This window comes from Pseudomonas sp. Q11 (assembly GCF_024494355.1).
Lineage (GTDB): Bacteria > Pseudomonadota > Gammaproteobacteria > Pseudomonadales > Pseudomonadaceae > Aquipseudomonas > Aquipseudomonas hefeiensis.
In genome coordinates this window covers 1-24,489 of the sequence record NZ_JAKNQY010000044.1, presented here as the reverse complement: position 1 = coordinate 24,489, position 24,489 = coordinate 1, and the positions used below count along the sequence as shown (strand labels likewise).

The window sequence follows — 24,489 nt, the reverse complement described above, 5'->3', positions numbered from 1 at the left end:
CGGTGGTTTGTCCGGCGGCGATGGTGATGACCGAGCCATTGCTCAAGGTCACGGTTACCGGAGTCTGGGCCGGGTTGGTCAGGGTGGCGGTGTAGGTGATCTGGCCGCCTTCGGTCACGGTGTTGCCCGCCGTCAGGGTGACGGTGGTGGTGTCGACAGTGTCGGTGATCTGGGTCACGGCCGGCGTGGTGGGCAAGGTCACGGCAATGCCGGTGCCGCCAGTAGTGCCGGTGACGGTGACGCTGATCTGGCTAGGGTCGTTATAGACGGTGTCGTTCGGCGCCAGGGGGACGTTGACACTGCCGGTCAGTTGCCCGGCGGGAATCACGATCACTGCACCGTTGGACAGGGTCACGATCAGGTTGGTCTGGGGCGCTTGGGTGACGGTCGCGGTGTAGACCAGCACGCCACCGGCTTCAGTCAGGGTTGGCGTGGCACTCAGGGTCAAGGTCGAATCAAGCAGTGCGTTGGCAGTGGTGTCCGCGCTGGTGTCGACACCGGTGATTTCTTCGTCGGCGGCTGCGGCAGAGCTCAGGCCTTCAGTCGGGAATCCGATGGTAGGGTCGACGCTGCCGGCGGTGGCATCCAATACCACCACGCTGTGCCCGCCTCCGGCGGCACCCCCCGTACCCGCGGCTGTGGCGCCAGCGGCGGTGGCTTCAAGGGCGGTCGTCGGGTCGACGCCGGCGGCAATGGCCTGTTGCAACTCTTCTACAGACGGCGCGGCCTGGGCGGTGGCCTGGGCCAGATCGGTAGAGGAGTCCGGGGCACTGGCGCTCCACTGGGTGTCGCGACCCAGGTCCAGAGTGCGCCCATCGGCCAGCTCCAATGTAACGGCGCCAGCAGGGCCGGTATCTAACTGATCGCCTGTGTACAAGCGGTCACCTTCAATGAGCACGCGCCGAATGCCCTCGGGGGATACGACGAAAACCTGTCCAACAATGCTTTTGACAACGGCAATAACACTGCTCATTGAAGACTCTCCGGGTGCCACGTTCAGTAGACTTCCATGTACCGGGCAGCCTCGTGGCTGTACCGGTCTGGATGTTCTTGCTTCGCTAGATAAAGTTGTTTTGACGCTTTGCTATGTCAATATTTTGGCTTATTTTTTTGGTTTTTTTGTTTATGCCAAAGTATTGACCTTCTGCTGGCCATCCTAAACAATCGCTTCAGTAATGTCACATTGATATTTAAGCGGCGACCTGTTCTTTCGGTGCATGATTCACTGCCTGTTTCGAACTTTCCGACATACGGTCATCCCGGTTGCCATCATCCGATGCAGCGCCACCTTTCGCTGTGATTCAAGACAAGAGTTTCGGGAAAAATCCAACCATGCGTTCGCACCTGTTCAAGGCTTTACCTTTCGCCCTCGCCGCCAGTTTCGTACAAGCACAAACCTTGCCGCAGGCCATGCAACAGGCGTTGGATGTCCATCCTGAAATCCAGGCCGGGGTGAACAGTCGTTTGGCGGCGGACTACCAGCTCAAGGCAGCTAAAGGCGGCTACCTGCCTAGAGTGGACCTGGCGGCGGGGTATGGTCGCGAAGGCACCGACAGTGTTACAACCCGCTCGGGCGGTACCAACCACTGGGAAACCTTGAACCGTAGCGAGTCCAGCCTGCGCCTGACGCAAATGGTTTTTGACGGTTTTGCGACGTCCAGCGAAGTGGGGCGTCAACAAGCCACCGTGAATGCCCGTGCCTATTCCTTGCTGGACGCGTCCGAGCGCACCGGGCTGACCGTGGCCCAGGTTTACCTGGATGTGCTGACCCGGCGCGAGTTCGTGCGCCTGGCTGAGGAAAACCTCAAGAGTCACGAGCGCATCTTCGATCAAATCAAGCTGCGCACCGACCGTGGCGTGGGCAGCGGCGCCGATCTGGATCAGGCTGAGGCGCGCATGGCCCAGGCCCGCAACAACCTGATCACCGAGCAGACCAACCTGGCCGACGCAGAGACCAACTACCTCAGCGCCGTGGGCCAGATGCCCGACCAGCTGGAACGTCCCTCCGATTTTCTGGCGTTGTTGCCGGCCAACTTGAACGAAGCCCGCGCCCAGATGCTGGAAAACAGCCCGGTGTTGCGTTCGGCGGAGGCAGACATCGCGGCCGCCGAGCAACAGTACGAAGCCGCCAAGTCGAGCTTCTACCCACGCTTCGACGCCGAGTTGGGCCGTACCGCCGACAACGATCTGGATGGTCAGAACGGTCACAACAACGAATGGCAAGCTATGCTGCGCATGCGTTTCAACCTGTATGCCGGTGGTAGCAACAAGGCGGATCTGGAGTCCAAGTCGTATTTGTCGAACCAGGCTCTGGACATCCGCAACAATGCCCTGCGTCAACTGACTGAAGAGTTGGGCCTGGCCTGGAACGCTCTCAACAACGCCAATGCCCAGGTGCCGATTGCCCAGCAATACGTCGATCACAGCGCCAACGTACGCACCGCCTACCAGCGGCAGTTCGGCCTCGGCGAGCGGACCCTGCTCGACTTGCTCGACAGTGAAAACGAGTTGTTCAGCGCATCCCGACGCCTGGCGGAGATCAAGAACGTGCAGTTGTTCAGTCAATACCGGATCAAGGCAACCATGGGCCAGTTGCTCAAAAGTCAGGGCGTTGTCGCGCCGTTGGCATCCGTTGTGCAGAATGACGTCAAGCCCAGGGTCCAGTTGCCTGGGATGAATTGAGTCATCCATCCCTTTTGACCAGCAAAGAGTGCCCAGCGTGGAATCAGAAGTCAGTCGAGTCGAACTCATCCATGATCCACGCACGCTGCACGATGACCCGTTGCTGGACGGCTTGCTGGCGCTTTGCATGCTCCATCAGAAGCCGGCCAGCGCGGCGATGCTCACCACGGGCCTGCCGTTGCCCAAGCAACGGCTGAGCGTCGAATTATTGTCGCGTGCGGCAGCGCGTGCCGGTCTGCAAGGCCGGGTGCTGCAACGCGAGCTCGAGCAGATACCGACCATCGCCATGCCGGCCCTGCTGTTGCTCAAGGACGGTCGCAGCGCGGTATTGCTCGGCTGGGTCGGCGATGACCAGGCGCGACTGCTGCTCAGCGAAAGCGACGGCGGCGAAGTGACGGTCAGCCGCGAGCTGCTGGCCGACGATTACAGCGGCAAGGTGTTCTTCGCCCAACCGCAACACAAATTCGACGTGAACCACGGCACGCTCATCCCCCGGGCGCGTTCGTGGTTTCGCGACACCCTCAAGCGGTCGCGCTGGCTATACGCCGACGCCATCGCCGCCAGCTTGCTGATCAACATTATCGCCATGGCTGCGCCGCTGTTCGTGATGAACGTTTACGATCGCGTGGTGCCGAACCAGGCCGAATCCACCCTGTGGGTGTTGGCGATCGGCATCACCGGCGCCTACGTGTTCGACCTGATCCTCAAGATGTTGCGCAGCCTGTGCCTGGACCTGGCCGGCAAGAAAACCGACCTGATCATTTCGGCGACGCTGTTCGAGCGCATCGTTGGCATGGCCATGAAGTATCGCCCGGCCCGGGTTGGCAGCTTTGCCCAGAACATCCATGAATTCCAAAGCCTGCGGGACTTTCTCGCCTCCTTGACCCTGACCAGCCTGATCGACCTGCCGTTCACCTTGCTGATCTTTATGGTCATCGCGATCCTCGGCGGACATCTGGTATGGATTCCGGTGCTGGCCTTTCCGATTGCCCTGCTGATCGGCTACGCCTTGCAAAAGCCCCTGGCGGCGACCATGGAGCGAACCATGGCCCTGGGCGCCGAGCGTCAATCCAGCCTGATCGAAACCCTGGCCGGTCTGGATGCGGTGAAGGTCAACAACGCCGAGAGTGAGCGCCAATATCAGTGGGAGCAAACCATTGGCACGCTCAGTCGTCTCGAGCTGCGGGTGAAGATGCTGTCCGGCCTGGCGATGAACATCACCTTGCTGATCCAGCAGTTGGCCGGGGTGATCATGATCGTCTTCGGCGTCTATCAGATCATCGACGGCAACCTGAGCATGGGTGGGTTGATCGCCTGCTACATGCTCAGTGGTCGCGCCCTCAGCCCGTTGGCGTCGCTGTCGGGTCTGCTGACTCGCTATCAGCAGGCGCGGGTGACCATGGTTTCGGTCGACCAGATGATGGAGCTGCCCCAGGAGCGCAATTTCGAAGAGCGCCCGCTGAGCCGTAAGGTCTTGCAAGGCGCTATTGAATGCCGTCAGTTGAATTTCACCTACCCGAACCAGCAGAACGCCGCACTGAAGAACATCAACCTGGTGATCAAGCCTGGGGAAAAAATCGGCATCATCGGTCGTAGCGGCTCGGGCAAGAGCTCCCTGGCCAAGTTGCTGGTGGGCCTGTATCAACCGGACGACGGAGCACTGCTGGTTGATGGCGTGGACATTCGCCAGATCGACGTCAGTGAGCTGCGCTACAACATCGGTTACGTGCCCCAGGATATCCAGCTGCTGGCCGGCACCCTGCGGGACAACCTGACCTCCGGCGCCCGTTACGTCGAGGACGAACTGGTGCTCCAGGCCGCCGAACTTGCCGGTGTGCATGAGTTCGCGCGCCTGCATCCGCAAGGCTATGAACTGCAAGTTGGCGAGCGCGGGCAGAACCTGTCCGGCGGCCAGCGACAGAACGTCGCCCTGGCCCGCGCGCTGCTGCTCAACCCGCCCATCCTGCTGTTGGATGAACCCACCAGCGCCATGGACAACACCGGTGAGGAACGCTTGAAACAGCGCCTGGCCGCCGTGGTGGAAAACAAGACGGTGCTACTGGTGACGCACCGGGCATCCTTGCTGTCGCTGGTGGACCGCCTGTTGGTGATTGACCGCGGGCAGATCCTCGCCGACGGCCCGAAAGCCGCCGTGATGGAAGCGTTGAAGAAGGGGCAGATCAGTGTTGCTTAAGTCGGGTTTCAAGGGTGCTATCGGCCGCTATTTCAAAGGCTCCGACTCACTGCACGGGCAACCCCTGCCGGAGGTCAACAAGGCTCTGATCGAGGATGCCCCACGGGTGGTGCGGCTGACGATCTGGGGGATCATCGGCTTCTTTGTGTTCCTGTTGCTGTGGGCCAACTTCGCGCAGGTCGACGAAGTGACCAAGGGCGACGGCAAGGCGATTCCGTCGTCCAAGATCCAGAAAATCCAGAACCTGGAAGGCGGTATCGTTGCCGAGCTGTTTGTCAGCGAAGGACAGATCGTCGAGGCCGGCGCGCCGTTGATTCGCCTGGATGACACTCGGTTTGTCTCCAATGTGGGGGAGACCGAGGCTGATCGCTTGTCCATGTTGCTGCGGGTCGAACGCCTCAGTGCCGAGGTCGATGACCGGCCGCTGAACTTCCCGGAGGACGTGCTCAAGGCGGTACCGCGCCAGGCCGCCAGCGAAGAGTCGCTGTACATCAGCCGTCGTCAGCAACTGCACGATGAAATCGGCGGGTTGCAGGAGCAGTTGATCCAGCGTCAGCAGGAGTTGCGCGAGTTTATTTCCAAGCAGTCGCAGTATCGCTCGGCTCTGTCGTTGCAACGCCAGGAGATCAATATGTCCGAGCCGCTGGTAGCCCAGGGCGCGGTGTCACCGGTGGAAGTGCTGCGGCTCAAGCGTGCTGAAGTCGAAACCCGTGGACAACTGGACGCCACGACACTGGCGATTCCCCGCGCCGAATCGGCGATCAAGGAAGTGCAGCGCAAGATTGATGAGACGCGCGGCAAGTTCCGCAGCGAAGCCCTGACCCAACTCAATGAGGCGCGCACCGACCTGAACAAGGCCCAGGCCACCGGCAAGGCTTTGGAAGATCGTGTAAGCCGTACACTGGTCACCTCGCCGGTGCGGGGTATCGTCAACAAGTTGCTGGTGAACACCATCGGCGGGGTCATCCAGCCCGGCAGTGACCTGGTGGAAATCGTGCCACTGGACGACACCCTTCTGGTGGAAGCGAAAATCCGTCCCCAGGACATCGCTTTCCTGCATCCCGGCCAGGACGCCACGGTGAAATTCACCGCGTACGACTACACCATTTACGGTGGATTGAAAGCCAAGCTGGAACAGATCGGCGCCGACACCATCACCGATGAAGACAAAAAAACCACCTACTACATCATCAAGCTGCGCACCGAACGCAGCCACCTGGGCACCCCTGAAAAACCGCTGTTGATCATCCCGGGCATGGTGGCCTCGGTGGACATCATCACTGGCAAGAAAACCGTGCTCAGCTACCTGCTCAAACCGATCATCAAGGCCCGGGCCGAGGCGTTGCACGAGCGGTAGTGTTTGAGCGGGCGCTTCAACTTGAGGCCTGGGCTTTTGTGGCGAGGGAGCAAACGCCCGCTGGCCTGTGTAGGAGCTGTCGAGTGCAACGAGGCTGCGATCTTTCCCAAGACACTTGAATTTCAAGCGAAAGATCAAAAGATCGCAGGCTCCGCCAGCGCCTACAGAGCCATCCCTCTCCACAGGTTCTGTGTTGCCTGGGCTGACGCCTTCGCGAGCAGGCTCGCTCCCACAGTTGATCGGTGTTGATCTCGATATTTAAGTTCGACACAAAACCCATGTGGGAGCAGCCTGCTCGCGATGGCGATCCTCAATCCACCACAGATACCTCAGCTGCTTCGCAACTCAATGGGGATAAATCCCTTCGCCACAACTGCAGTTTATTTATCGTCGCCTGCCCATCTGCCAGGTAAAGCCCTTTCCACAGAACGATGTGGCCTGGTTAGGCCGTGAAGTGCGGTATCGCGATGGAGAGTTGACGTTGGTGGAGTAGAGGTTCTGGTTGGCTGAGAGTCGGCGTATTCAGCCGCGGGATTGTTACCAGTAATCCGGCTTGATAGCGGGTGCTTTGTGGGTGGGGACTCTGTTGGGGAATTGGTGGAATTGGAGTTCGTCGCAGGTGACAACGCGGCGCATCCAGTGGGCGTGCAGCTTCAAAGATCCAGGTGCCAGGCGCTTGGATCCGGTTCGGTAGGGGAGCACCACACCAATTTTCAAGTGAGGAAAATTTTCTCGGATAGCTCTCAATGCTGGAGCCATGTCCGTGTCCCCAGAGACCAGCACGAGCTGTTCGATACGTTTTTCCCTTGGCGAGGCTTCTTGTCTTGAGGCCACGCGATACATGCTGATTGCGATATGGACATCCGTTTCCTTTTCTTCCAGCTTCCAGATAGCCACTGTATCTTGGCGTGAGGCGCCGATGTTTCTGCTGACAAAGCGGGGGGCGTTGGCACGTTCGAGCTGATGGCGACCATAATGAACCGCGACTTTGCTGGCCTTCAACGCGCGGACATACGAGTCTTGAGCTTCTTTGGAAATGATCCCTCGTGTCGCCAGTTCCGGTTTGACGGATGACGTAAAGTAATCAACGGAGGCGAGTGAGCTTTGAGGATTCTCGACGCGAGCGATGTGCGTCAATAGCTGCGGCAGGTTCAACCATTTATAGGGTGTGCCAGCGAGCAATCCATAAAAAACGTTATAGCCGTCAACAAAAAAAGCGGTGCGCACAAACTCAATCCCCAGAAACGAAAAAACCGGCCGAAGCCGGTGTTTTCACCCCAACGGCCAGAGAATTTAATCTCTGCGTACGGGGTTGAGCAGTGAACGAATCCTAGGCCTTGGGGTGACGCTCGTCAACCAAGGGTGGACAAGCTCCAGCACCGGCAGGCTGAGTTTTGTGAGTATTTACTGAAGCAGGTCAAGGTGTTTTCAGGTTGCTTTGCCAGCGATTATTACCGCTGTTGTCCAAAAGAATTGCGGCCCTGAAGAGGCACGAATGATCCATCGTTCATGGCTGTTTCGGGCGAACGGATCCTCCTAAACCTTTGTGGGATCTAATACCGATATGCCTCATGTAAAAAACCAAGCGTTTTAGACCGCTCCCTAGCCTTTTTGAAACAAGAGATTTCATCCTCTCACGGCTCTTCCCTTGACGCCCCCCACCGCTGTCGTAGACTCCGCCCATCCGTCAGGGAGTAGCGGTTATGCGGCGTTCAGGTAGTTGGGTTTTGGGGTTGGCCTTTGTAACGTGCGGAGTGCAGGCGCAAACGCCTGTTTCCGGCGATCCGTTGCTCGAGAGCGGCATCACGGCCAGTGCGCCGAGCGGCAATGAGGCGCGCGGGGTGCTTCGGGCGCGGGATCAGGCGGTGCTTGCCAGTGAATTGGCCGGGCGAATTGTCGAGTTGCCGTTCAGTGAGGGGGAGTCCTTCAACAAGGGCGACACCCTGGCGCGTTTTGATTGTTCGGCGTATCAGGCTCAGCTTAATGCGGCCCGGGCCGCGAGCCGCGGTGCCAGTGAAGAACTGGCCCATAACAAGCAACTGGCGGCGTTGAAGTCGGTTGGGCGGTTTGAAGTGGCGCGCGCCGAGGCCAGGCTCAGCGAGGCTCAGGCGCAGTCCCAGGTCTATCAGGTCCAGGTCAAGCGCTGCAGCGTGATCGCGCCGTTCGATGGACAGGTGGTGGCGCGCAAGGTCCAGCGCTATGAAAGCGTGGCCGCCGGCGCACCCTTGCTGGACGTGGTCGACAACCGCACCCTGGAGATCCACCTGTTGGTGCCGTCGCGCTGGATGGGCAGGCTTCAGCCCGGTCAGCCCTTTACCTTTGTCCCCGATGAAACCGGCAAGCCGCTGCAAGCGACGGTCAAGCGCCTTGGCGCGCGCATCGACGAGGGCAGTCAGACCTTGCTGCTGGTTGCGAGCGTCCCTGATGCCAGTGGCCTGCTGTCCGGCATGAGCGGCACGGCGCGTTTCGCGGAGTTCAAGTGAACGCGCCGATAATGGGCAGCGCCGAGCAGGTATTTGCCCGCTTCCTCGATCTGGAGCGCCAGACACGGGCAGCGCGTACCCCGGCGCAGTTGTGCTACAGCCTGGTCAACGATGGTCAGGCCCTGTTCGGGTTTCGCCACGCCGCGCTGTTGATCGCCGGCAAGGTCCAGGCTGTGACCGGCGTCAGTGCGGTGGAGCCCAACGCGCCATTCGTGGCATTTGTCGAGCAGGCGGTAGCGCAGCTGTTCAAAAACGGGGTGCTGAACCAGGCCCGGGTAATTGCCGCTGATGGGGTGAGCGACTCCATTCAGGCGGACTGGCGAAGTCTGTCGGCGGGGCAGGTGTTCTGGCTGCCGTTGATCGATCATCAGGGGCAGGTGTTCGGTGGCTTATGGCTGGCCCGTGACCTGCCATGGTCGCCGTCCGAACAAGTGCTGCTGTCGCAACTGGGCGACACCTACAGCCACGCCTGGCTGGCGCTGCAGCCGCGCAAACCGTGGCGCTTGCGCTGGACCCGCAAGCGTCAGGTCGCCTTGGTAGCGGTGCTGCTGTTGGGGTTGCTGATTCCTGTGCGTCAGTCGGTATTGGCCCCGGCCGAAGTGGTGCCGCTGGGCGGGCAGGTGGTGGCGGCGCCGCTGGACGGAGTGATTGCCGAATTTCTGGTCAAGCCCAACCAGAGCGTCAAGAGCGGTGACCTGCTGCTGCGCTTCGAAAGCACCAGCCTCAAGGCCCAGGCCGATGTGGCCGAGCGAGTGTTGGGCGTGGCCGAGGCGGAGCTCAAGGCTAACGCTCAGCGCGCGTTTGCCGATGCCGAGTCGAGTTCCAAGATTGATTTGTTGGCTGCTCGCGTCGAGCAGAAACGCGCCGAGCGCGACTATGCCATCGAGTTGCTCAAGCGCAGTGAAGTGCGCGCCGAACGGGACGGCATTGCGGTGTTTGCCGATGCCGAACGTTGGCTCGGCAAGCCCGTTCAGACAGGCGAGCGGTTGATGGAAATCGCCGACCCGAACCAGGCCGAATTGCGTATTGAGCTGGCAGTGGGCGACGCAATTGACCTGGCCCCCGGAGCCCAGGTGGCGTTGTTCCTCGACAGTGATCCGTTGCAACGGCACCTGGCCAGGCTCGAACGTTCGGCCTACGAGGCGCAACCCACCGCCGCCGGGCAACTGGCGTATCGACTGGACGCGCGTTTCGATGACGCGGCGCCGCGCATTGGCCTGCGGGGCACGGCGAAAATTTTCGGCGATCGCGCCCCACTGGCGCTGTACCTGCTGCGTCGGCCACTGGCCGGCTTGCGCCAGAGTGTGGGCCTGTAGCATGGAGCTGCCGAGCCTGCGGCCAGACCTGCAATTGTCTCCGGCGGCCCCCGACCCGGACGGCTCCCCGCAGTGGACTCTGGCCGATCCGGTACGCGGGCGTTATTTCAAGCTCGGCGCGGCGGCAATGCGCATGCTGCGGCACTGGTCCCTCGGTGACCCGGAGCAGGTGCTGCAAGCGGCGAACCGTGAGCCGGGGCTGCCGCTCAATGCTGAGTCGCTGGAGCAACTGCTGGGCTTTTTGCGGGGGCACGATCTGATCAGCGCCATGGACCCGCAACAGCGTGACAGCTATCAGTTCAAGACCGCCGCCCAACGCCAGAGCCTGTGGCAGATCCTGTTGCATCAATATCTGTTTTTTCGCATTCCGCTGTGGCGTCCGGATGCTTTTCTCAACCGCGCCTGGCCGTTTCTTGCGCGGTTCGGTCCGGCCATCCTGCGTTATGGAATGCCCCTGACCCTGGGTGTGGGGATTTTTCTGGTGTCGCGGGACTGGCAGCGCTTCGTGGCGACTTTTCCGCACCTGTTCAGCCTGGGTGGCGCGATGGCGTTTGCGGTGGCGTTGTTTTTCGCCAAGTTGTGCCATGAGTTCGGTCATGCCTTCATGGCCAAGCGCGCCGGTTGCCGCGTGCAAAGCATGGGCGTGGCGTTCATGGTGCTGTTGCCGATGTTTTATACCGACGTCAGCGATGCCTGGCGGATCAATGATCGCCGAGCCCGGCTGCTGATCGGCGCCGGCGGTGTGCTGGCCGAATTGCTGCTGGCCTGCATCGCTTTGCTGGCCTGGTCGCTGTTGCCGGACGGACCGGCCCGCACGGCGGCGTTCATGTTGGCCAGCGCCACCTGGATCACCACGTTGGTCATCAACCTGAACCCGTTCATGCGCTTCGACGGTTATTTTCTGCTCAGTGATTTCTGGGCAGTGGATAACCTGCAGGGGCGAGCGTTTGCGTTGTGTCGCTGGCGCCTGCGCGAAGCCTTGTTTGGCTATGGCGCGGCGGCCCCGGAGCCCTGGACGCCGAAAATGCGTCGCCGCCTGCTGGTGTGGGGCTACGGTGCCTGGCTGTGGCGCGCGGCGTTGTTTCTCGGTATTGCCCTGGCGGTCTATCACCTGTTCTTCAAGGTGCTGGGCATTTTCCTGATGTTGGTGGAATTGGTGTGGTTCATTTTTATGCCGATCGTGAACGAATGGCGGCAGTGGTGGAGCCGGCGCGAGCAGGCCCATGGTCCGCGAGTGCTGCTCAGTGGCCTGGTGTTGCTGGCGTTGGCGTTGGTGCTGCTGTTGCCCTGGCGCAGCGCCGTGGAGGTGCCGGTCATGCTGGAGGCCGGTCGCGCCAGTGCCTTGCATGCGCCGGTGGCGGCGCGGATCAAACAGGTGAACGTGCATGACGGCCAGACCGTGGCCCAGGGCGATGTATTGATCGAGCTGGAGTCGCCGGACATGGCCTCACGCCTGGCTATCGTGCGTCGGGAAATCGAGATCCAGCAACTGCAGATGCGTCGTCAGGCCGGGCGCAGCGAAACCGCCGCCGATGCCGGTATCGTCGAACAGCAACTGGCCGAAGCGGTGGCTGAATACCGAGGTCTGGCCGCTCAACGTGAGCGCCTGCTGTTACGCGCCCCTCATGCCGGACAAGTGCGCGATTTGCTGTCGCAGTTATCGGTGGGGCGCTGGTTGTCACCGACACAGCCGCTGGCGCGGGTGGTACAGGCCGACTCCCGCTTACGCGGCTACCTGACCGAAGCCGAACTGTGGCGGGTCGAGCCCGGGGCCACGGGGCGGTTCATCGCGGACGATCCGATGCACGCTTCGATTGCCGTGCAATTGAATGAAATCGATACCAATGGCGTGGCCTGGGTCGAGCAACAGGCGTTGACGTCCGATCACCACGGGCCGATTGCGGTACGTCGTGACGCGCAACAACGGGCGGAGCCGGTGCAGGCGCAATATGGCGTGCGTTTGAGTGCTGTTGATGACACGCCTGCGCCCACGCAACCGCTACGTGGCGTGGTGGTGTTGCAGGGGCACGGTGAATCGGTGCTGGGAGCGGCTTGGCGCCGGTTGGCGGCATTGGGTGTACGCGAAAGCGGGTTTTAAGGAGCAGGCATGGAGTCAGTAGCAGCAGAGGGGCTGGTGGTGCGTCCGTCTCGGACCAATGATGGCCCGTTTTTGCAAAGCCTCTATCAGGCAGCGCGCCCGGATCTGCAATGGATCGACGGCGAGCCGGAGCAGGTGCAGCAATTGATCGCGCAGCAGTTCCAGGTGCAGGAGCAAGGCATGGGAGAGCACTTTCCCAATGCCATGCATTACGTCGTAGAAAAACTCGGCACTGCTATCGGCGCTTTGAGCACCGATTTTGGCCCCAATGAGATCCGCGTGCTGTACCTGGCCTTCATCCCCCAGGCCCGTGGGCAGGGTTACGGTCGGGCGGTGCTGCAAGGGGTGCAAAAAGCTGCGCAACAAATCCGCTGCCCGGTGGCGACCGTGGTCTGGAGCAGTAACCCGCACGCACGCCAGCATTACCTGGCATTGGGCTTTGAAGTGCAGGAGCGCAACCCGGCGGCGGAGCGGCTGGTTTGGTATCCGAAGGGGAGCTGAGCTGCTTCTGGCTCGTGTGGGAGCGAGCCTGCTCGCGATAGCGGTGGGTCAGTTTGAAGTGATGTTGGCTATGCCACCGTCATCGCGAGCAGGCTCGCTCCCACAAGGGATCATCAGTCTTCAGTTGAACGCAATGTAGAAATACCCCAGCGCCGGATCCCGTCCCATGGGCGGTATCCGAGACACAAACACCCCTTCGAGTCTCCCCAGTTCCGGCACTTCCAGGCCACAGAGTCCGTCCACGAAGTCCGTGCTCTGCAGGCTGTTGAATTCCACACTGAACGGCATGCGCTCAGCGCTTGGCATCTTCGCCCGAGGTGCTTGCTCGAGGTTTTCGAACCGCACGGGCAGGGTGCTTCCGTCGGGTAGGGTCAGGCTGCTGATCTGGCCCAGCAGCGGTTGGAAATGGCGGCTTTGAACCTGCTGCAACATGTCGAGGCTCCAAAAGGCCGGAGGGCTGCAACCCTCCGGCAGGTGGGTCAGTTTCGGGCCGGGAAGATGCCTGAAAGAGCGATGCTGAAGTTGATCGCCAGGAACGGGTTCATGATCGCCATCGGAGTGCTGCCCCCTGCTGGGGCAACCGTGCCGCTGACGGTAGTGGTCACGCCTTGGAGTGGCACCGGGGAGGCGCCAATCTGATCGGAATAGATTGCCGCCGACCCTGGCCCGGTGCCGGAGGTGCCGATGAACGAGTTGGTGGCCGTTGGTGTATTGACCGGGTTGCTGGCTGGATTTGCCAGTTGCAGGGTGGTCGCGGCGGTGATGCCTGTGAGGGCGTGAGTGTGCATAGGCAGGTTAGCCTGCGTCGCGGTGACGTTTTCGGTGCCGGAGATTTCGCCGATGACTCGCGGCGTCAGGCCCAAACCGTTGCCCATGCCCATGGGCAGGCGACCTTGCAGGTTGGGGAGCATGAAGGTGGTCTGGCCGTTGCCTCCATACGTCACGCCGATCAAGGCGAATAAGGTCTGGTACTGAGAAAGGGCAAGCGTCTGCCCGTTGCACAGGGCCCATTCCCTGGGTGCGAAGTTGAAGGCAAACGACTGGATAGTGCCGATGAATACTTCCATAGATTCCTCATCCATCAGGTTATTGGTATGGCGACTCGTCACGCACGGCTGAGCGTAGACGGGGTTGTTTCATTCTGCCGGACGAAAAAGACTGAAAGAGGCCATCGTTTTGCTTAATCGATTCAGGTGCCGGAGATGTTTCTACCGTCCATCTTTTTTACACTCTAATGCGCAACTGATATCAAAGTACTACTAGGCGGCGATTATTTCATCAGCTACGCTTCGCGCTACAAAAGGACTACAAACAAGGTGAAGGGATTGTCGCAGTTTCACTTTATCTCCGGTCTACCGCGCTCAGGCTCGACCCTGCTTTCTGCCATCTTGTTGCAGAACCCGCGCTTTCATGCCGGCATGACCAGCCCCGTTGGTTCGCTGTTCAGCAGCGTCCTGCAGCAGTGCAGCGCCGGCAGTGAGTTTGGCTCGGTGATCGACACCGACCTGCGCCGTCGCCTGTTGCGCGGGCTGTTCGACTCCTACTACGCCGACAAGGTCGACAAGCCTGTCATCTTCGATACAAATCGCCAGTGGTGCGCCCGGTTGCCTGCGTTGCAGGACCTGTTTCCCCAGGCCAAGACCATCGCCTGTGTGCGTAACGTCGCCTGGGTGCTGGACAGTCTGGAGCGGCTTTACCGCGCCAATCCGTTCGAGAACACCAAGTTGTTCAATGACGATGATGAGCGCAACACCGTCTACAGCCGCTGCGAAACCCTGGCCCAGCGCAACCGCCTGGTTGGCTTTGCCTGGACGGCGCTCAAAGAGGCGTATTACGGCGAAAACGCCGAGTCCATGCTGATCGTCGACTACGACCTGTTGAGCCAGGCCCCGGAACGGGTGATGCGCCTGGTGTACGAGTTCATCGGCGAGCCTTGGTTCGAACACGATTTCAATCACTTGACCTACGACGCACCGGCCTTCGACCAGGCCCTGGGCGTTGCCGGCCTGCACAAGGTCAAGCCCAAGGTCGCGCCGCAAGCCCGGCGGACCTTGCTGCCGCCGGATCTGTTTGAAAAGTATGCCGAGTTGTCGTTCTGGCGCGATGGTTCTTCCAGCGCTGCCAATGTCATTCGTATGAAAACCGACGCCGCGGTCAACTGACTCGCGGTTTTTTCATTTGCGTGTTTAAAAAGTTCGAGTCCAGGTGAACGTCATGTGGTGGAGCAAAGGCAAATCGCGGGTAACCGAGGGCGCACAGGCCCTGGCATCGCCAATGATCATGTCCCTGGAGCCGCGAATGCTGTTCGACGGCGCGGTCGCGGCTACCGTGGCCGATGCCGCACAGGCGGACGCCCAACCCAACGCAGACGCGGCCAAGACGCCTGCGGCTGACCAGGCTTCAGACGGCCACGCGCCACAAGGCCAGGCCGATGCCACCCAGGCCGCTGTGCCGGGCAAGGCCGTGGTGTTTGTCGATTCCCGCGTCAAGGATTCGGCCAGCCTGCTCGAAGGCGTTGCGCCCGGTACCCAGGTGGTGCAACTGGATGCCACCAAGGACGGCCTGCAGCAAATCGCCGATTACCTGGATACCCACCAAGGCATCAGCTCGGTGCAGATCATCGCCCACGGCAACGCCGGCGATCTTTGGTTGGGCAACAGCTACCTGTCGGCGGACAACGTTCAGGCCCGCAGCGAAGTGCTGGCGCAGATCGGCCAGGACATGAACGTCGGTGGCGATATCCTGATCTATGGCTGCTACACAGCCGAGGGCGAGCGCGGCCTGGACCTGGTCAATTCACTGGCGCAGTTGACCGGCCGCGACGTGGCGGCGTCCACCGATCGTACGGGCCTTGGCGGCGACTGGGACCTGGAAATCGCCACCGGCAACATCGAAAGCGCCAACGTGCTCTCGGCCAGTGCCATGAGCGAGTACCAATGGGGCCTGGCCACCTGGACCGCTACCAACAACCTCAATAGCGGCGTGGGCTCTCTGCGCGCCGCCTTGTTGTCTGCACAGAGCGGCGACATCGTCACCTTCAATGCCAACATGACCGTCGCCCTGACCCAGGTGCTGGTGGTTGACAAGAACATCACCATCGATGGCGACCTCAATAACGATAACGTTGCCGACGTGACCCTCGACGGCCAGTACCGCACCCAGATCATGCAAGTGACGTCCGGCACCACGGCCACCCTCGATGGCCTGGTGATTACCCGGGGCATGGTGGCAGGCAACGGTGGTAACGGCGGTGACGATGCGCTGGTGTCCCAGGGCGGCGGTATCTACAACGCCGGCACCTTGACCTTGAGAAACGTGACGGTGACCGCGAACGCCGCTTCGGGCGGCGGTGGCGGCGGCGGTGTGACGCCGCAATACGCTGGTGGCGCTGGTGGCGGCGGTGGCGCGATCACTGGCGGTACCGGTGGCAAGGGCGGCGACACGCTCAACTCCACGGGCTCCAACGGCACGGCCGGACAGGGCGGCGCGGGTGGCGGTTTCTTCAACATTGGCGGACGTGGCGGCTCCACCACGGGTGGCGCGGGCGGTGCGGCTTATCCAGGCTACAGCACCGGTTCGGCCGGCGGCACGGCGGTCAGTGGCGGATTGTCCATCGGCGGTGGTGGCGGTGGCGACGGGTATGACGACATCGGTGGCGCTGGCGGCGGTGCGGTAGGGGGGATCTACAACGATACCGGCGCGACCCTGCGGATCATCGGCAACTCGACCATTTCCAACAACGTCGGCGCCGGCGGTGGCGGTGGCGGCGGCGGGGCTGGCGGTAGCTATCTCCAGGCGGGTGGCGCGGGCGGTGTCGGCGTCGGCGCCATCTGGAACAAAGGTTCGATCCTGATCACCGCTGCCAACTTCGCCGCCCTGGCCGGTAACGTCGGCGGCAGCGGCGTGGGTGGGACGAGTGCGGGGACCGCGGGTGTTTCGCCGGCCTCGGTGGCCAACGTCTACGGCGACGGCGGCACCATCAATACCAACTATGTGCCGGACGAAACGCCGCCCACCGCGACCGTCGTGGTGGCCAATACCAACCTCAACTCCGGTGGTACATCGACGGTCACCATCACCTTCTCCGAAGCCGTGACCGGCCTTACCGCGGCGGACCTGACGGTGCAGAACGGCAGCGTCGGCACCTTGACCAGTGGCGACGGTGGCATCACCTGGACCGGGACGTTGACTGCGGCCAGTGATATCGCCGACACCACCAACATCATCACCCTGAACAATACCGGCGTGGCCGACCTGGCCGGCAATGCCGGCGTGGGCACCACCGACTCGAACAACTACATCGTCAACGACACCGTGGCGCCGACGGCGTCCATCGTGGTGAGCGACACCGCCCTCAGGATTGGCGAGACCTCGACGGTCACCATCACCTTCAGCGAAGCGGTGAGCGGTTTCACTGCTGCCGACCTGACCGTCGCCAACGGTTCACTTACCGGTTTGAGCAGCAGCGACGGCGGCATCACTTGGACGGCAACCTTCACACCGGACGCTGCGATTACCGACACTTCCAATCTCATCGTCCTGAATAACACCGGCGTGGCGGACCTCAATGGCAACGCCGGCGTGGGGACTACCAATTCCAACAACTACGCCATCGACACGCAACGCCCGACCGCCACCATCGTGGTGGCTGACACCGCGCTGCGCGTCGGTGAAACCTCGGTGGTGACGATCACCTTCACCGAGGCCGTGAGTGGTTTCACCCTGGCCGACCTGACCGCTGCCAATGGCAGTTTGAGTGGGCTGAGCAGCAGCGACGGCGGCATCACCTGGACCGCGACGCTCACCCCGAGCGCCAGCATCACTGACGCCACCAACCTGATCACCTTGACCAACAGTGGCATTGCTGACCAGTCCGGTAACGTCGGCAGCGGCACCACTGACTCGAACAACTACGCCGTCGATACCTTGCGCCCGACCGCCACCATCGTGGTGGCCGATACCGCGCTGAACATCGGTGAAACATCGCTGGTGACGATCACTTTCAGCGAGGCCGTCACGGGTTTCACCCTGGCCGACCTGACCGTCGCCAACGGGTCGCTGAGCGGCCTGAGCAGCAGCGACGGCGGCATCACCTGGACTGCGACGCTCACCCCGAGCGCCAGCATCAGCGACGCCACCAACCTGATTGTCCTGGCCAATACCGGTGTGGCGGATGCGGCGGGCAACGCCGGCAGCGGTACCACCAGCTCCAACAACTACGCAGTCGACACGCAGCGGCCAACCGCTAGCATCGTGGTGGCCGACACCTCCCTGAGCGTTGGTGAAACGTCCCTGGTGACCATCACCTTCAACGAAGCGGTGACAGGCTTTACCACCGCCGACCTGACGGTCGCCAACGGCACGGTCACTGGCCTGAGCAGCGGCGACGGCGGCATTACCTGGACCGGCACGCTCACGCCAAGCGCCAGCACCAGCGACACCAGCAACCTCATCACCCTGGATAACACCGGCGTGGCTGACGCGGCGGGCAACGTCGGCAGCGGCACCACCGATTCCAATAACTACGCCATCGACACCGCACGTCCGACCGCCACCATCGTGGTCGCCGACACGGCCATCGCCGTTGGCGAAACATCGGTGGTGACGATTACCTTCAGCGAACCCGTGACGGGCTTCACCCTGGCGGACCTGAGCGTCACCAATGGCAGCCTGAGCGGCCTGAGCACCAGCGACAACATCACCTACACCGCGACCTTCACGCCAAGCGCGGGTGTCAGCGATGCCACCAACCTGATCACGCTCAATAACACGGGCGTAGTGGACGGCGCGGGCAATACCGGCAGCGGCACCACCGATTCCAACAACTACGCCGTCGACACACTGCGCCCGACCGCCACCATCGTGGTCGCCGATACGGCGCTGAGTGTCGGCGAGACGTCGCTGGTCACCATCACCTTCTCCGAAGCGGTGACGGGCTTCGACAATTCGGACCTGAGCATCGCCAACGGCACGCTGAGTGCGGTCAGTAGCAGTGATGGCGGCATTACCTGGACCGCCACCTTCACCCCGGCCCTCGGGGTCAGCGACACGTCCAACCTCATTGTCCTGAACAACATCGGGGTCACCGATGGGGCGGGCAACACCGGCACCGGCACCACCAACTCCAACAACTACCAGGTCGACACCAACGTGCCGACGGCGACCATCGTGATTGCCGATACCACATTGAGCATCGGCGAGACGTCGTTGGTCACCGTGACGTTCAACTCGGCGGTCAGCGGGTTCGACAACGCGGACCTGACCGTCAGCAACGGTACGCTCAGCACCATGAGCAGCACCGACGGCGGCGTCACCTGGACGGCCACCTTCACGCCGAGCGCCAGTATTTCCGATACCAGCAACGTGATCACGCTGGACAATACTGGCTTGATCAACGGCGCGGGGAACGCTGGCGTCGGTACCACGGACTCCAACAACTATGTGGTCGATACGGTGCGACCCACCGCGACCATCGTTGTGGCCGATACGGCTATTGCCGCCGGCGAGACCTCGCTGGTGACCATCACCTTCAGCGAAGCGGTGACCGCTTTTACCAGTGCCGACCTGACGGTTGCCAATGGCGTGATCTCCGGGCTGAGCAGCAGCGACGGCGGCATCACCTGGACCGCGACCTTCACGCCGTCCGCTGGCGTCACCGACACCAGCAACGTCATCTCGCTCAATAGCGGCGGTATCGTCGATCTGGCGGGCAACACCAACGTTGGCACCACCGATTCCAATAACTACAGCATCGACAGCCAGCGTCCGACCGCCACGATTGTGCTGAGTGACGTTGCGTTGAGACCGGGTGAAACGGCTCAAGTGACCATCACCTTCAGCGAGGCGGTCACCGGCTTCAGCAACGCCGACCTGAGCGTGGCAAATGGCACCTTGAGCGCCGTGAGCAGCAGCGACGGCGGCTTGACCTGGACGGCCACTTTCACGCCGGACCTGGGCGTGACCGACGCCAGCAACCTGATCGTCCTGGACAATACCGGTGTGAGCGACGCGGCGGGCAATACCGGGACAGGCACCACCAACTCGGCCAACTACGCGGTCGAGACGCGGGTGCCAACCGCCACCGTTGTGGTGGCTGATAACGCACTCAGCGTGGGGGAAACCTCGCTGGTGACCATCACCTTCTCGGAAGCGGTCAGCGGGTTCGACAATGCCGACCTGAGCGTGAGCAATGGCACACTGAGTAACGTCTCGTCCACCGATGGCGGCGTGACCTGGACGGCCACCTTCACCCCGGCCAGCAACATCAGCGACACCAGCAACCTGATCAGCCTGGACACCAGCGGCGTGGTCAACGTTTCGGGCAACAACGGTGTCGGCGTGGTGAACTCCAATAATTACGCGGTCGACACGGTACGCCCGGGCGCCACCATCGTGCTGGGCGACACTACGCTGGGTATCGGCCAGAGCACCACCGTGACCATTACCTTCACCGAGGCAGTGGCCGGCTTCGACCTCTCGGACCTCAGTGTCGCCAATGGTGTGCTGTCCAATCTCGCCAGCAGTGACGGTGGCCTGACCTGGACCGCGACCTTAACGCCTACCGCGGGCGTCAACGATGCCACCAACCTGATCCTGCTCGACGCCAGCAATGTGCAGGACCTGGCCGGCAATGCCGGCGTGGGCATCGCCATTTCCAGCAACTACGCACTCGATGCCACCCGGCCGACGGCAACCATCGTGGTCGCCGACCCGAACCTGACGGCGGGCGAGACGACCCAGGTGACGTTCACCTTCAGTGAAGCGGTGACTGATTTCGATCTGTCGGACCTGAGCGTCACCAACGGTGAGCTCACCAATCTGACCACCAGCGATGGCGGCAAGACTTGGACGGCGACGTTCACACCAACGGTGAGCCTCACCGACCCGAGCAATTTCATCGCCTTGGACACCAGTAACGTCAGCGACCTGACGGGCAACGCCGGAGCAAGCGTGGCGGTGTCCAACAATTACGCAATTGACACCGTGGTGGCCAACGATGTGAAGCCACCGCCGGAGTTCCTGACGTCGGACCCTGTCACGGTCGTACCGCCATCCGAGGTGCCGTTGCAGCCGATCATCTTCACACCGCCAACGGGCGACCTTGGCTCGCCGCTGGGCTTTCCGCCCCTGTTTGAGCAACGGGACGTGGGCGGCGGCATTCGGCCGATTGGCGACATCTTCATCAACCGTGGTGCATTGGCGCCGAGCTTTATCGCCCAGGTATTCAGCACCGACGCTGCGGGCGATGGCTCCGGCCAAGGCTTCCTGGGGTTTGGTGGCGGCGATGGCGGGGTGTTTGGCAGTAGCACTATCGCCGGTCTGTTCAGCCAGGACTCCAGTGCCGATGGCGAATCGCTGGACGCCTTCGGCAGTCAGTCGATGCAGGGCGGTGATGTGTCCCAAGGGGTACGCGGGGTTTTCGGCGCACCGACTCTGGGTCAGCAACTGCAACAACTCAAAGACACTGAACAACGTCAGGTCGACAGCCTGGCAATGGCATTGCAACAGGTCGGCATCAGCCAGGCGCAGGCCTGAACAACAAAAAAATATTGGGGCAGCCAGGGGCAATCCAGGGAATGAATAGAAGTCAGAAGTTATTCGCAATGAGTGTGCTGGCGTTGACGGTCAGCGGATGTGCAGTCACCAGCGAGCCGATCGAGCGTAGCGTCAGCGAAGAGCGCGCCCGGACCGATCTGCAGAATATGTACAAGGATCAGGAGCCGCTCAGCGGCCCGCTGACCCTGCACCAGGCCATGGCCCGTGCGGTGAAGTACAACCTGGAAGGCCGCTTGAAGATCATGGAAGAGGCGCTGGCCAAGCGTCAGTTGGACCTGGCCAGTTTCGACATGCTGCCACGCATGGCCCTGGACGCCGGCTACGTGGGCCGCAATAACGTCAGCGCTTCCAGCAGCCAGAGCGTGGAAACCGGTACCCAGTCTCTGGAGCCGTCGACCTCCCAGGACCGCGACCGCGAAGTGGCCGACCTGACCATGGTCTGGAACGTGCTCGATTTCGGCGTGAGCTATATCAGTGCCAAGCAGGCCGGGGACCAGCGGCTGATCGTGCAGGAGCGCCGTCGCAAGGTCATCAACACGATCGTCCAGGATGTGCGTTCGGCTTACTGGCGAGCCATGGCCGCCGAGCGCCTGCTCAAGCAGATCGACAGCCTGATGGTCCGGGTCGATACGGCCCGCGGCAACAGTCAAAGCATGAGCGAGCAACGCATTGGCGACCCGGTGCAGGCTTTGGGTTACCAGCGTTCGCTGATCCAGGCCACCCGCCAGCTCGAAGAACAGCGCCGGGCGTTGTCCTTGGCCAAGACGGAGCTGGCGACGCTGATCAACCTGCCCCTGGGCACTGAGCTGACCTTGGCCACTCAGGATGAATACGTCATCCCGGAACTCAAGGTCGACCTCGCGCGCCTTGAACAGGAAGCCCTGACCAGCCGTCCGGAACTGCGCGAGCAGGACTACCAGACGCGCATCACCGCTGCCGAAACCCGCAAGGCCATGCTGCGCCTGTTGCCGGGGCTGGAGTTTTCCGCTGGAGGGCATTACGACAGCAACTCGTTCCTGGTGGAGCAGGGCTGGGCTGACTATGGCGTGAAAGTTACCTGGAATCTGTTCAACGTAATCTCCGCCCCGGCGGCCATCAACGTGGCCAAGGCCGGTGAAGAGGTGGCGGCGGCGCGGCGTCAGGCCATGTCGATTGCCGTGCTGGCGCAGCTGTACGTGGCCAATGCCAATTACCGCGAGGCGCTACGCCAGTTCAAGACCAGCCAGCAGTTATCGGATATCGACGGGCAGATCGTCGGTCAACTGCGCAACCGCTATCAGGCCGCCGGCTTGGGCGAGCTGGACCTGATCCAGGGCGAACTCAACACGCTGCAGGCTGATTTGCGGCGGGATCTGGCCTATGCCGACCTGCGCAACGCCTACGGCCAGATCTTTGCCAGCGCTGGCCTCGACCCGCTGCCCGATGAAGTGCAATCGACCCAAGTGCAGTCCATCGCCACGGCGCTGGCCAACCGCGAAGCGGCGTGGGCCCAGGGCGATATCGCGGTGCCGACGGCAGCGGTGACCCCATAACAGGTCGCCAGCATGGTGCGCCCGGCGTTTTCCCGGCTGCCGGTCACGGTGAACCTGCCCTTGCTGTTGCAGGCGCTGGCAGCTGTTGAAGACGATCGTTGGCAAGGCCATTTCAACAGCGCCTATTACAGCGGCGACTGGAGTGGCGTGGCGCTGATTTCGGCGGTCGATGCCTTGACCCCGTTGTCTTGCGGGCGCGGTCAGCCCGTGCGCCGCGCGCCTTGGTCAGACGATGACCGTTGGCACGAAGCGTTGCGCGACTGGCCGCTGGAGATCGTTTCGGCACGGCTGCTGCGACTCGGTCCCGGCGGGTGTATCCACGAGCATCGCGATTATGACTTGGGTGGAGCGGACGCCGATCTGCGCCTGCATGTGCCGCTGCTCAGCCCGCCTGGCGTGGATTTCTGGCTGGATGGGCAACGCATTCCGATGACGGCGGGAGAATGTTGGTTTCTCGACCTGTCGCTGCCTCATCGCGTCGATAACCGCAGCAGTCAGCCGCGGATTCATCTGGTGCTCGATTGCCGCCCCAGCCCATGGTTGCAAAGGCAGGTTGCCGCAGGCCTGCTCAGCACACCGGCAATCGGGGCTGAGGGAAGTGATCTGGTGTGCTTTGAGCAGCTCGTTGAAAGCGACCCTCATCTCGCCCGGACCTTGCAGAGCCTGCATGACGTGGACGCTTTCATTGAGTGTGCAATCGCAATGGCTGCCGCACGCGATTTGCACGTTACCCGCGAGCAATTGCAGGCGGCCATGCGCAACGGTCGCCGGCAGTGGAGTGACCAGTGGAAGGCCTGAACCTGGATGGCTGGTTGCCGATCCGCGTGTGGCAAGCGGCGGGGCAGTGGCGGGTTGACTGGTGCTGGTTCGCTGAGGCGCGATTGTCGCAACCGTTTTTCGGCGACGCGGTGGAGCAGGCCCTGCGGTTGCCCTTCAATCAGGCGTTCCGTCGCCAGACACCCTTGGGCGCTCTGGATCAGTGGAAGCAACAAAGCCCGGGTCTGCTTCCAAGTGCATTTATCTTCCATGCCTCCCGCTGTGGCTCGACATTGATCAGCCAGATGCTGGCGCAACTGGACGATCACATCGTCATTTCAGAGCCGCCGCCGCTGGATACTCTGCTGCGCAGTGATATGGCGCACGCTGACCGGTGCATGGCGCTCATGGGGCTGATGTCGGCCTATGGGCAGCGCCGCCGAGGCGTGGAGCAGCGGCTGGTGATCAAACTCGACGCCTGGAACATCGGTGAGCTGGCGCTGCTGCGCGAGTGTTTTCCCGACACGCCTTGGCTGTTTGTGTACCGCGACCCTTTGGAAATCGCCGTTTCCCATTTGCGTCGTCCCGGCATGCACATGGTGCCGGGGATGATCGGGACGAGCGTGCTGGACGACGGATTGCCTTTCCGCGGCCAGGAAGATTTCATCGCTCGCCGACTGGGCCGGTTGTTGCGGGTGGGGTTGGAGCGCTGCCATGAGTTTGCCGGGCTGGCGGTTAATTACACTGAGTTGCCTGATGCGATGGCAGGGCGGCTGGCAGTGTTTTTCAGACTCGATGGCGCCCAGCGCCGCCAAGTGTTTGCGATGGCGGGGCAGCATGCCAAGCAGCCGGGGCAGGCGTTTTCCGGTGACAGCGAGGACAAGCGTCGGGAGGCTTCGTCATCTTTGTGCGATCAGGTGATGCATTGGGCGCAGGGGCCCTATGAGGCGCTCGAAACGTGGCGGCCTGATAGCCGGCCAGGATTTGGTTGACTGGGTACATATCCGTTGCTGC

The 24,489-nt window shown here is 61.9% G+C and carries 16 protein-coding genes; 12 read left to right on the top strand and 4 right to left on the bottom strand.

Translation table 11 applies throughout. The annotated features are described in order from the left end of the window. Positions 1-973, bottom strand: a 973-nt coding sequence (locus tag MA884_RS27180) for a retention module-containing protein (protein ID WP_256233393.1), incomplete at its 3' end; no start/stop codon positions are given. 359 nt (positions 974-1,332) lie between these two features. Here MA884_RS27180 and MA884_RS27175 point away from each other — a divergent pair. From MA884_RS27175 to MA884_RS27165, 3 genes are read left to right on the top strand one after another with little or no spacing between them, the layout of a single operon-like run. Continuing rightward, a complete protein-coding gene (locus MA884_RS27175) occupies positions 1,333-2,682 on the top strand; it encodes a TolC family outer membrane protein (protein WP_256233392.1) in 1,350 nt (449 codons plus the stop codon). A gap of 37 nt (positions 2,683-2,719) precedes the next feature. Then, entirely contained in the window at positions 2,720-4,876 is a 2,157-nt protein-coding gene (locus tag MA884_RS27170; protein WP_256233391.1) for a type I secretion system permease/ATPase, read from the top strand. Further along, positions 4,866-6,233 (top strand): HlyD family type I secretion periplasmic adaptor subunit, encoded by a 1,368-nt coding sequence (locus tag MA884_RS27165; RefSeq protein ID WP_256233390.1) that lies wholly within the window; start codon positions 4,866-4,868, stop codon positions 6,231-6,233. The genes MA884_RS27170 and MA884_RS27165 overlap by 11 nt, the downstream gene beginning before the upstream one ends. A 537-nt stretch (positions 6,234-6,770) precedes the next feature. On the opposite strand, the gene MA884_RS27160 is transcribed toward MA884_RS27165, so the two are convergent. Then, positions 6,771-7,460: an NYN domain-containing protein gene (locus MA884_RS27160; protein WP_256233389.1), complete on the bottom strand. Its 690-nt coding sequence runs from the start codon at positions 7,458-7,460 to the stop codon at positions 6,771-6,773. Between the two features lie 476 nt (positions 7,461-7,936). Here MA884_RS27160 and MA884_RS27155 point away from each other — a divergent pair, with 476 nt between their 5' ends. The 4 genes from MA884_RS27155 to MA884_RS27140 are packed head-to-tail and all read left to right on the top strand — an operon-like array spanning position 7,937 to position 12,631. Beyond that, positions 7,937-8,716, top strand: coding sequence for an efflux RND transporter periplasmic adaptor subunit (locus MA884_RS27155; protein ID WP_256233388.1), 780 nt, complete (start codon positions 7,937-7,939; stop codon positions 8,714-8,716). Then, entirely contained in the window at positions 8,713-10,032 is a 1,320-nt protein-coding gene (locus MA884_RS27150; protein WP_256233387.1) for an HlyD family efflux transporter periplasmic adaptor subunit, read from the top strand. The genes MA884_RS27155 and MA884_RS27150 overlap by 4 nt, the downstream gene beginning before the upstream one ends. A gap of 1 nt (position 10,033) precedes the next feature. Continuing rightward, positions 10,034-12,130, top strand: a complete 2,097-nt coding sequence (locus tag MA884_RS27145) for a biotin/lipoyl-binding protein (protein WP_256233386.1) — start codon at positions 10,034-10,036, stop codon at positions 12,128-12,130. Between the two features lie 9 nt (positions 12,131-12,139). Beyond that, the gene (locus MA884_RS27140) at positions 12,140-12,631 is read left to right on the top strand and encodes a GNAT family N-acetyltransferase (protein WP_256233385.1); all 492 of its coding nucleotides are present in this window, start codon (positions 12,140-12,142) and stop codon (positions 12,629-12,631) included. A gap of 120 nt (positions 12,632-12,751) precedes the next feature. Here MA884_RS27140 and MA884_RS27135 read toward each other — a convergent pair whose 3' ends face one another. Then, positions 12,752-13,063: a hypothetical protein gene (locus MA884_RS27135; RefSeq protein ID WP_256233384.1), complete on the bottom strand. Its 312-nt coding sequence runs from the start codon at positions 13,061-13,063 to the stop codon at positions 12,752-12,754. A gap of 47 nt (positions 13,064-13,110) precedes the next feature. Next, entirely contained in the window at positions 13,111-13,698 is a 588-nt protein-coding gene (locus tag MA884_RS27130; protein ID WP_256233383.1) for a phage tail protein, read from the bottom strand. A 249-nt stretch (positions 13,699-13,947) separates the two neighbouring features. Between MA884_RS27130 and MA884_RS27125 the strand changes: the two genes are divergently transcribed. Genes MA884_RS27125 through MA884_RS27105 form a run of 5 tightly spaced genes read left to right on the top strand, consistent with a single transcriptional unit; the run spans position 13,948 to position 24,467 of the window. Further along, positions 13,948-14,793 (top strand): sulfotransferase, encoded by an 846-nt coding sequence (locus MA884_RS27125; RefSeq protein ID WP_256233382.1) that lies wholly within the window; start codon positions 13,948-13,950, stop codon positions 14,791-14,793. 52 nt (positions 14,794-14,845) lie between these two features. Continuing rightward, positions 14,846-21,166: an Ig-like domain-containing protein gene (locus MA884_RS27120; RefSeq protein WP_256233381.1), complete on the top strand. Its 6,321-nt coding sequence runs from the start codon at positions 14,846-14,848 to the stop codon at positions 21,164-21,166. Between the two features lie 41 nt (positions 21,167-21,207). Continuing rightward, on the top strand, positions 21,208-22,719 hold the full coding sequence (locus MA884_RS27115; RefSeq protein WP_256233380.1) for a TolC family protein: 1,512 nt from the start codon (positions 21,208-21,210) through the stop codon (positions 22,717-22,719). A 12-nt stretch (positions 22,720-22,731) separates the two neighbouring features. Then, a complete protein-coding gene (locus MA884_RS27110) occupies positions 22,732-23,517 on the top strand; it encodes an aspartyl/asparaginyl beta-hydroxylase domain-containing protein (protein ID WP_256233379.1) in 786 nt (261 codons plus the stop codon). Then, entirely contained in the window at positions 23,505-24,467 is a 963-nt protein-coding gene (locus MA884_RS27105) for a sulfotransferase (protein WP_256233378.1), read from the top strand. Before MA884_RS27110 ends, MA884_RS27105 begins: the two co-directional genes overlap by 13 nt. Positions 24,468-24,489 lie beyond the last annotated feature (22 nt).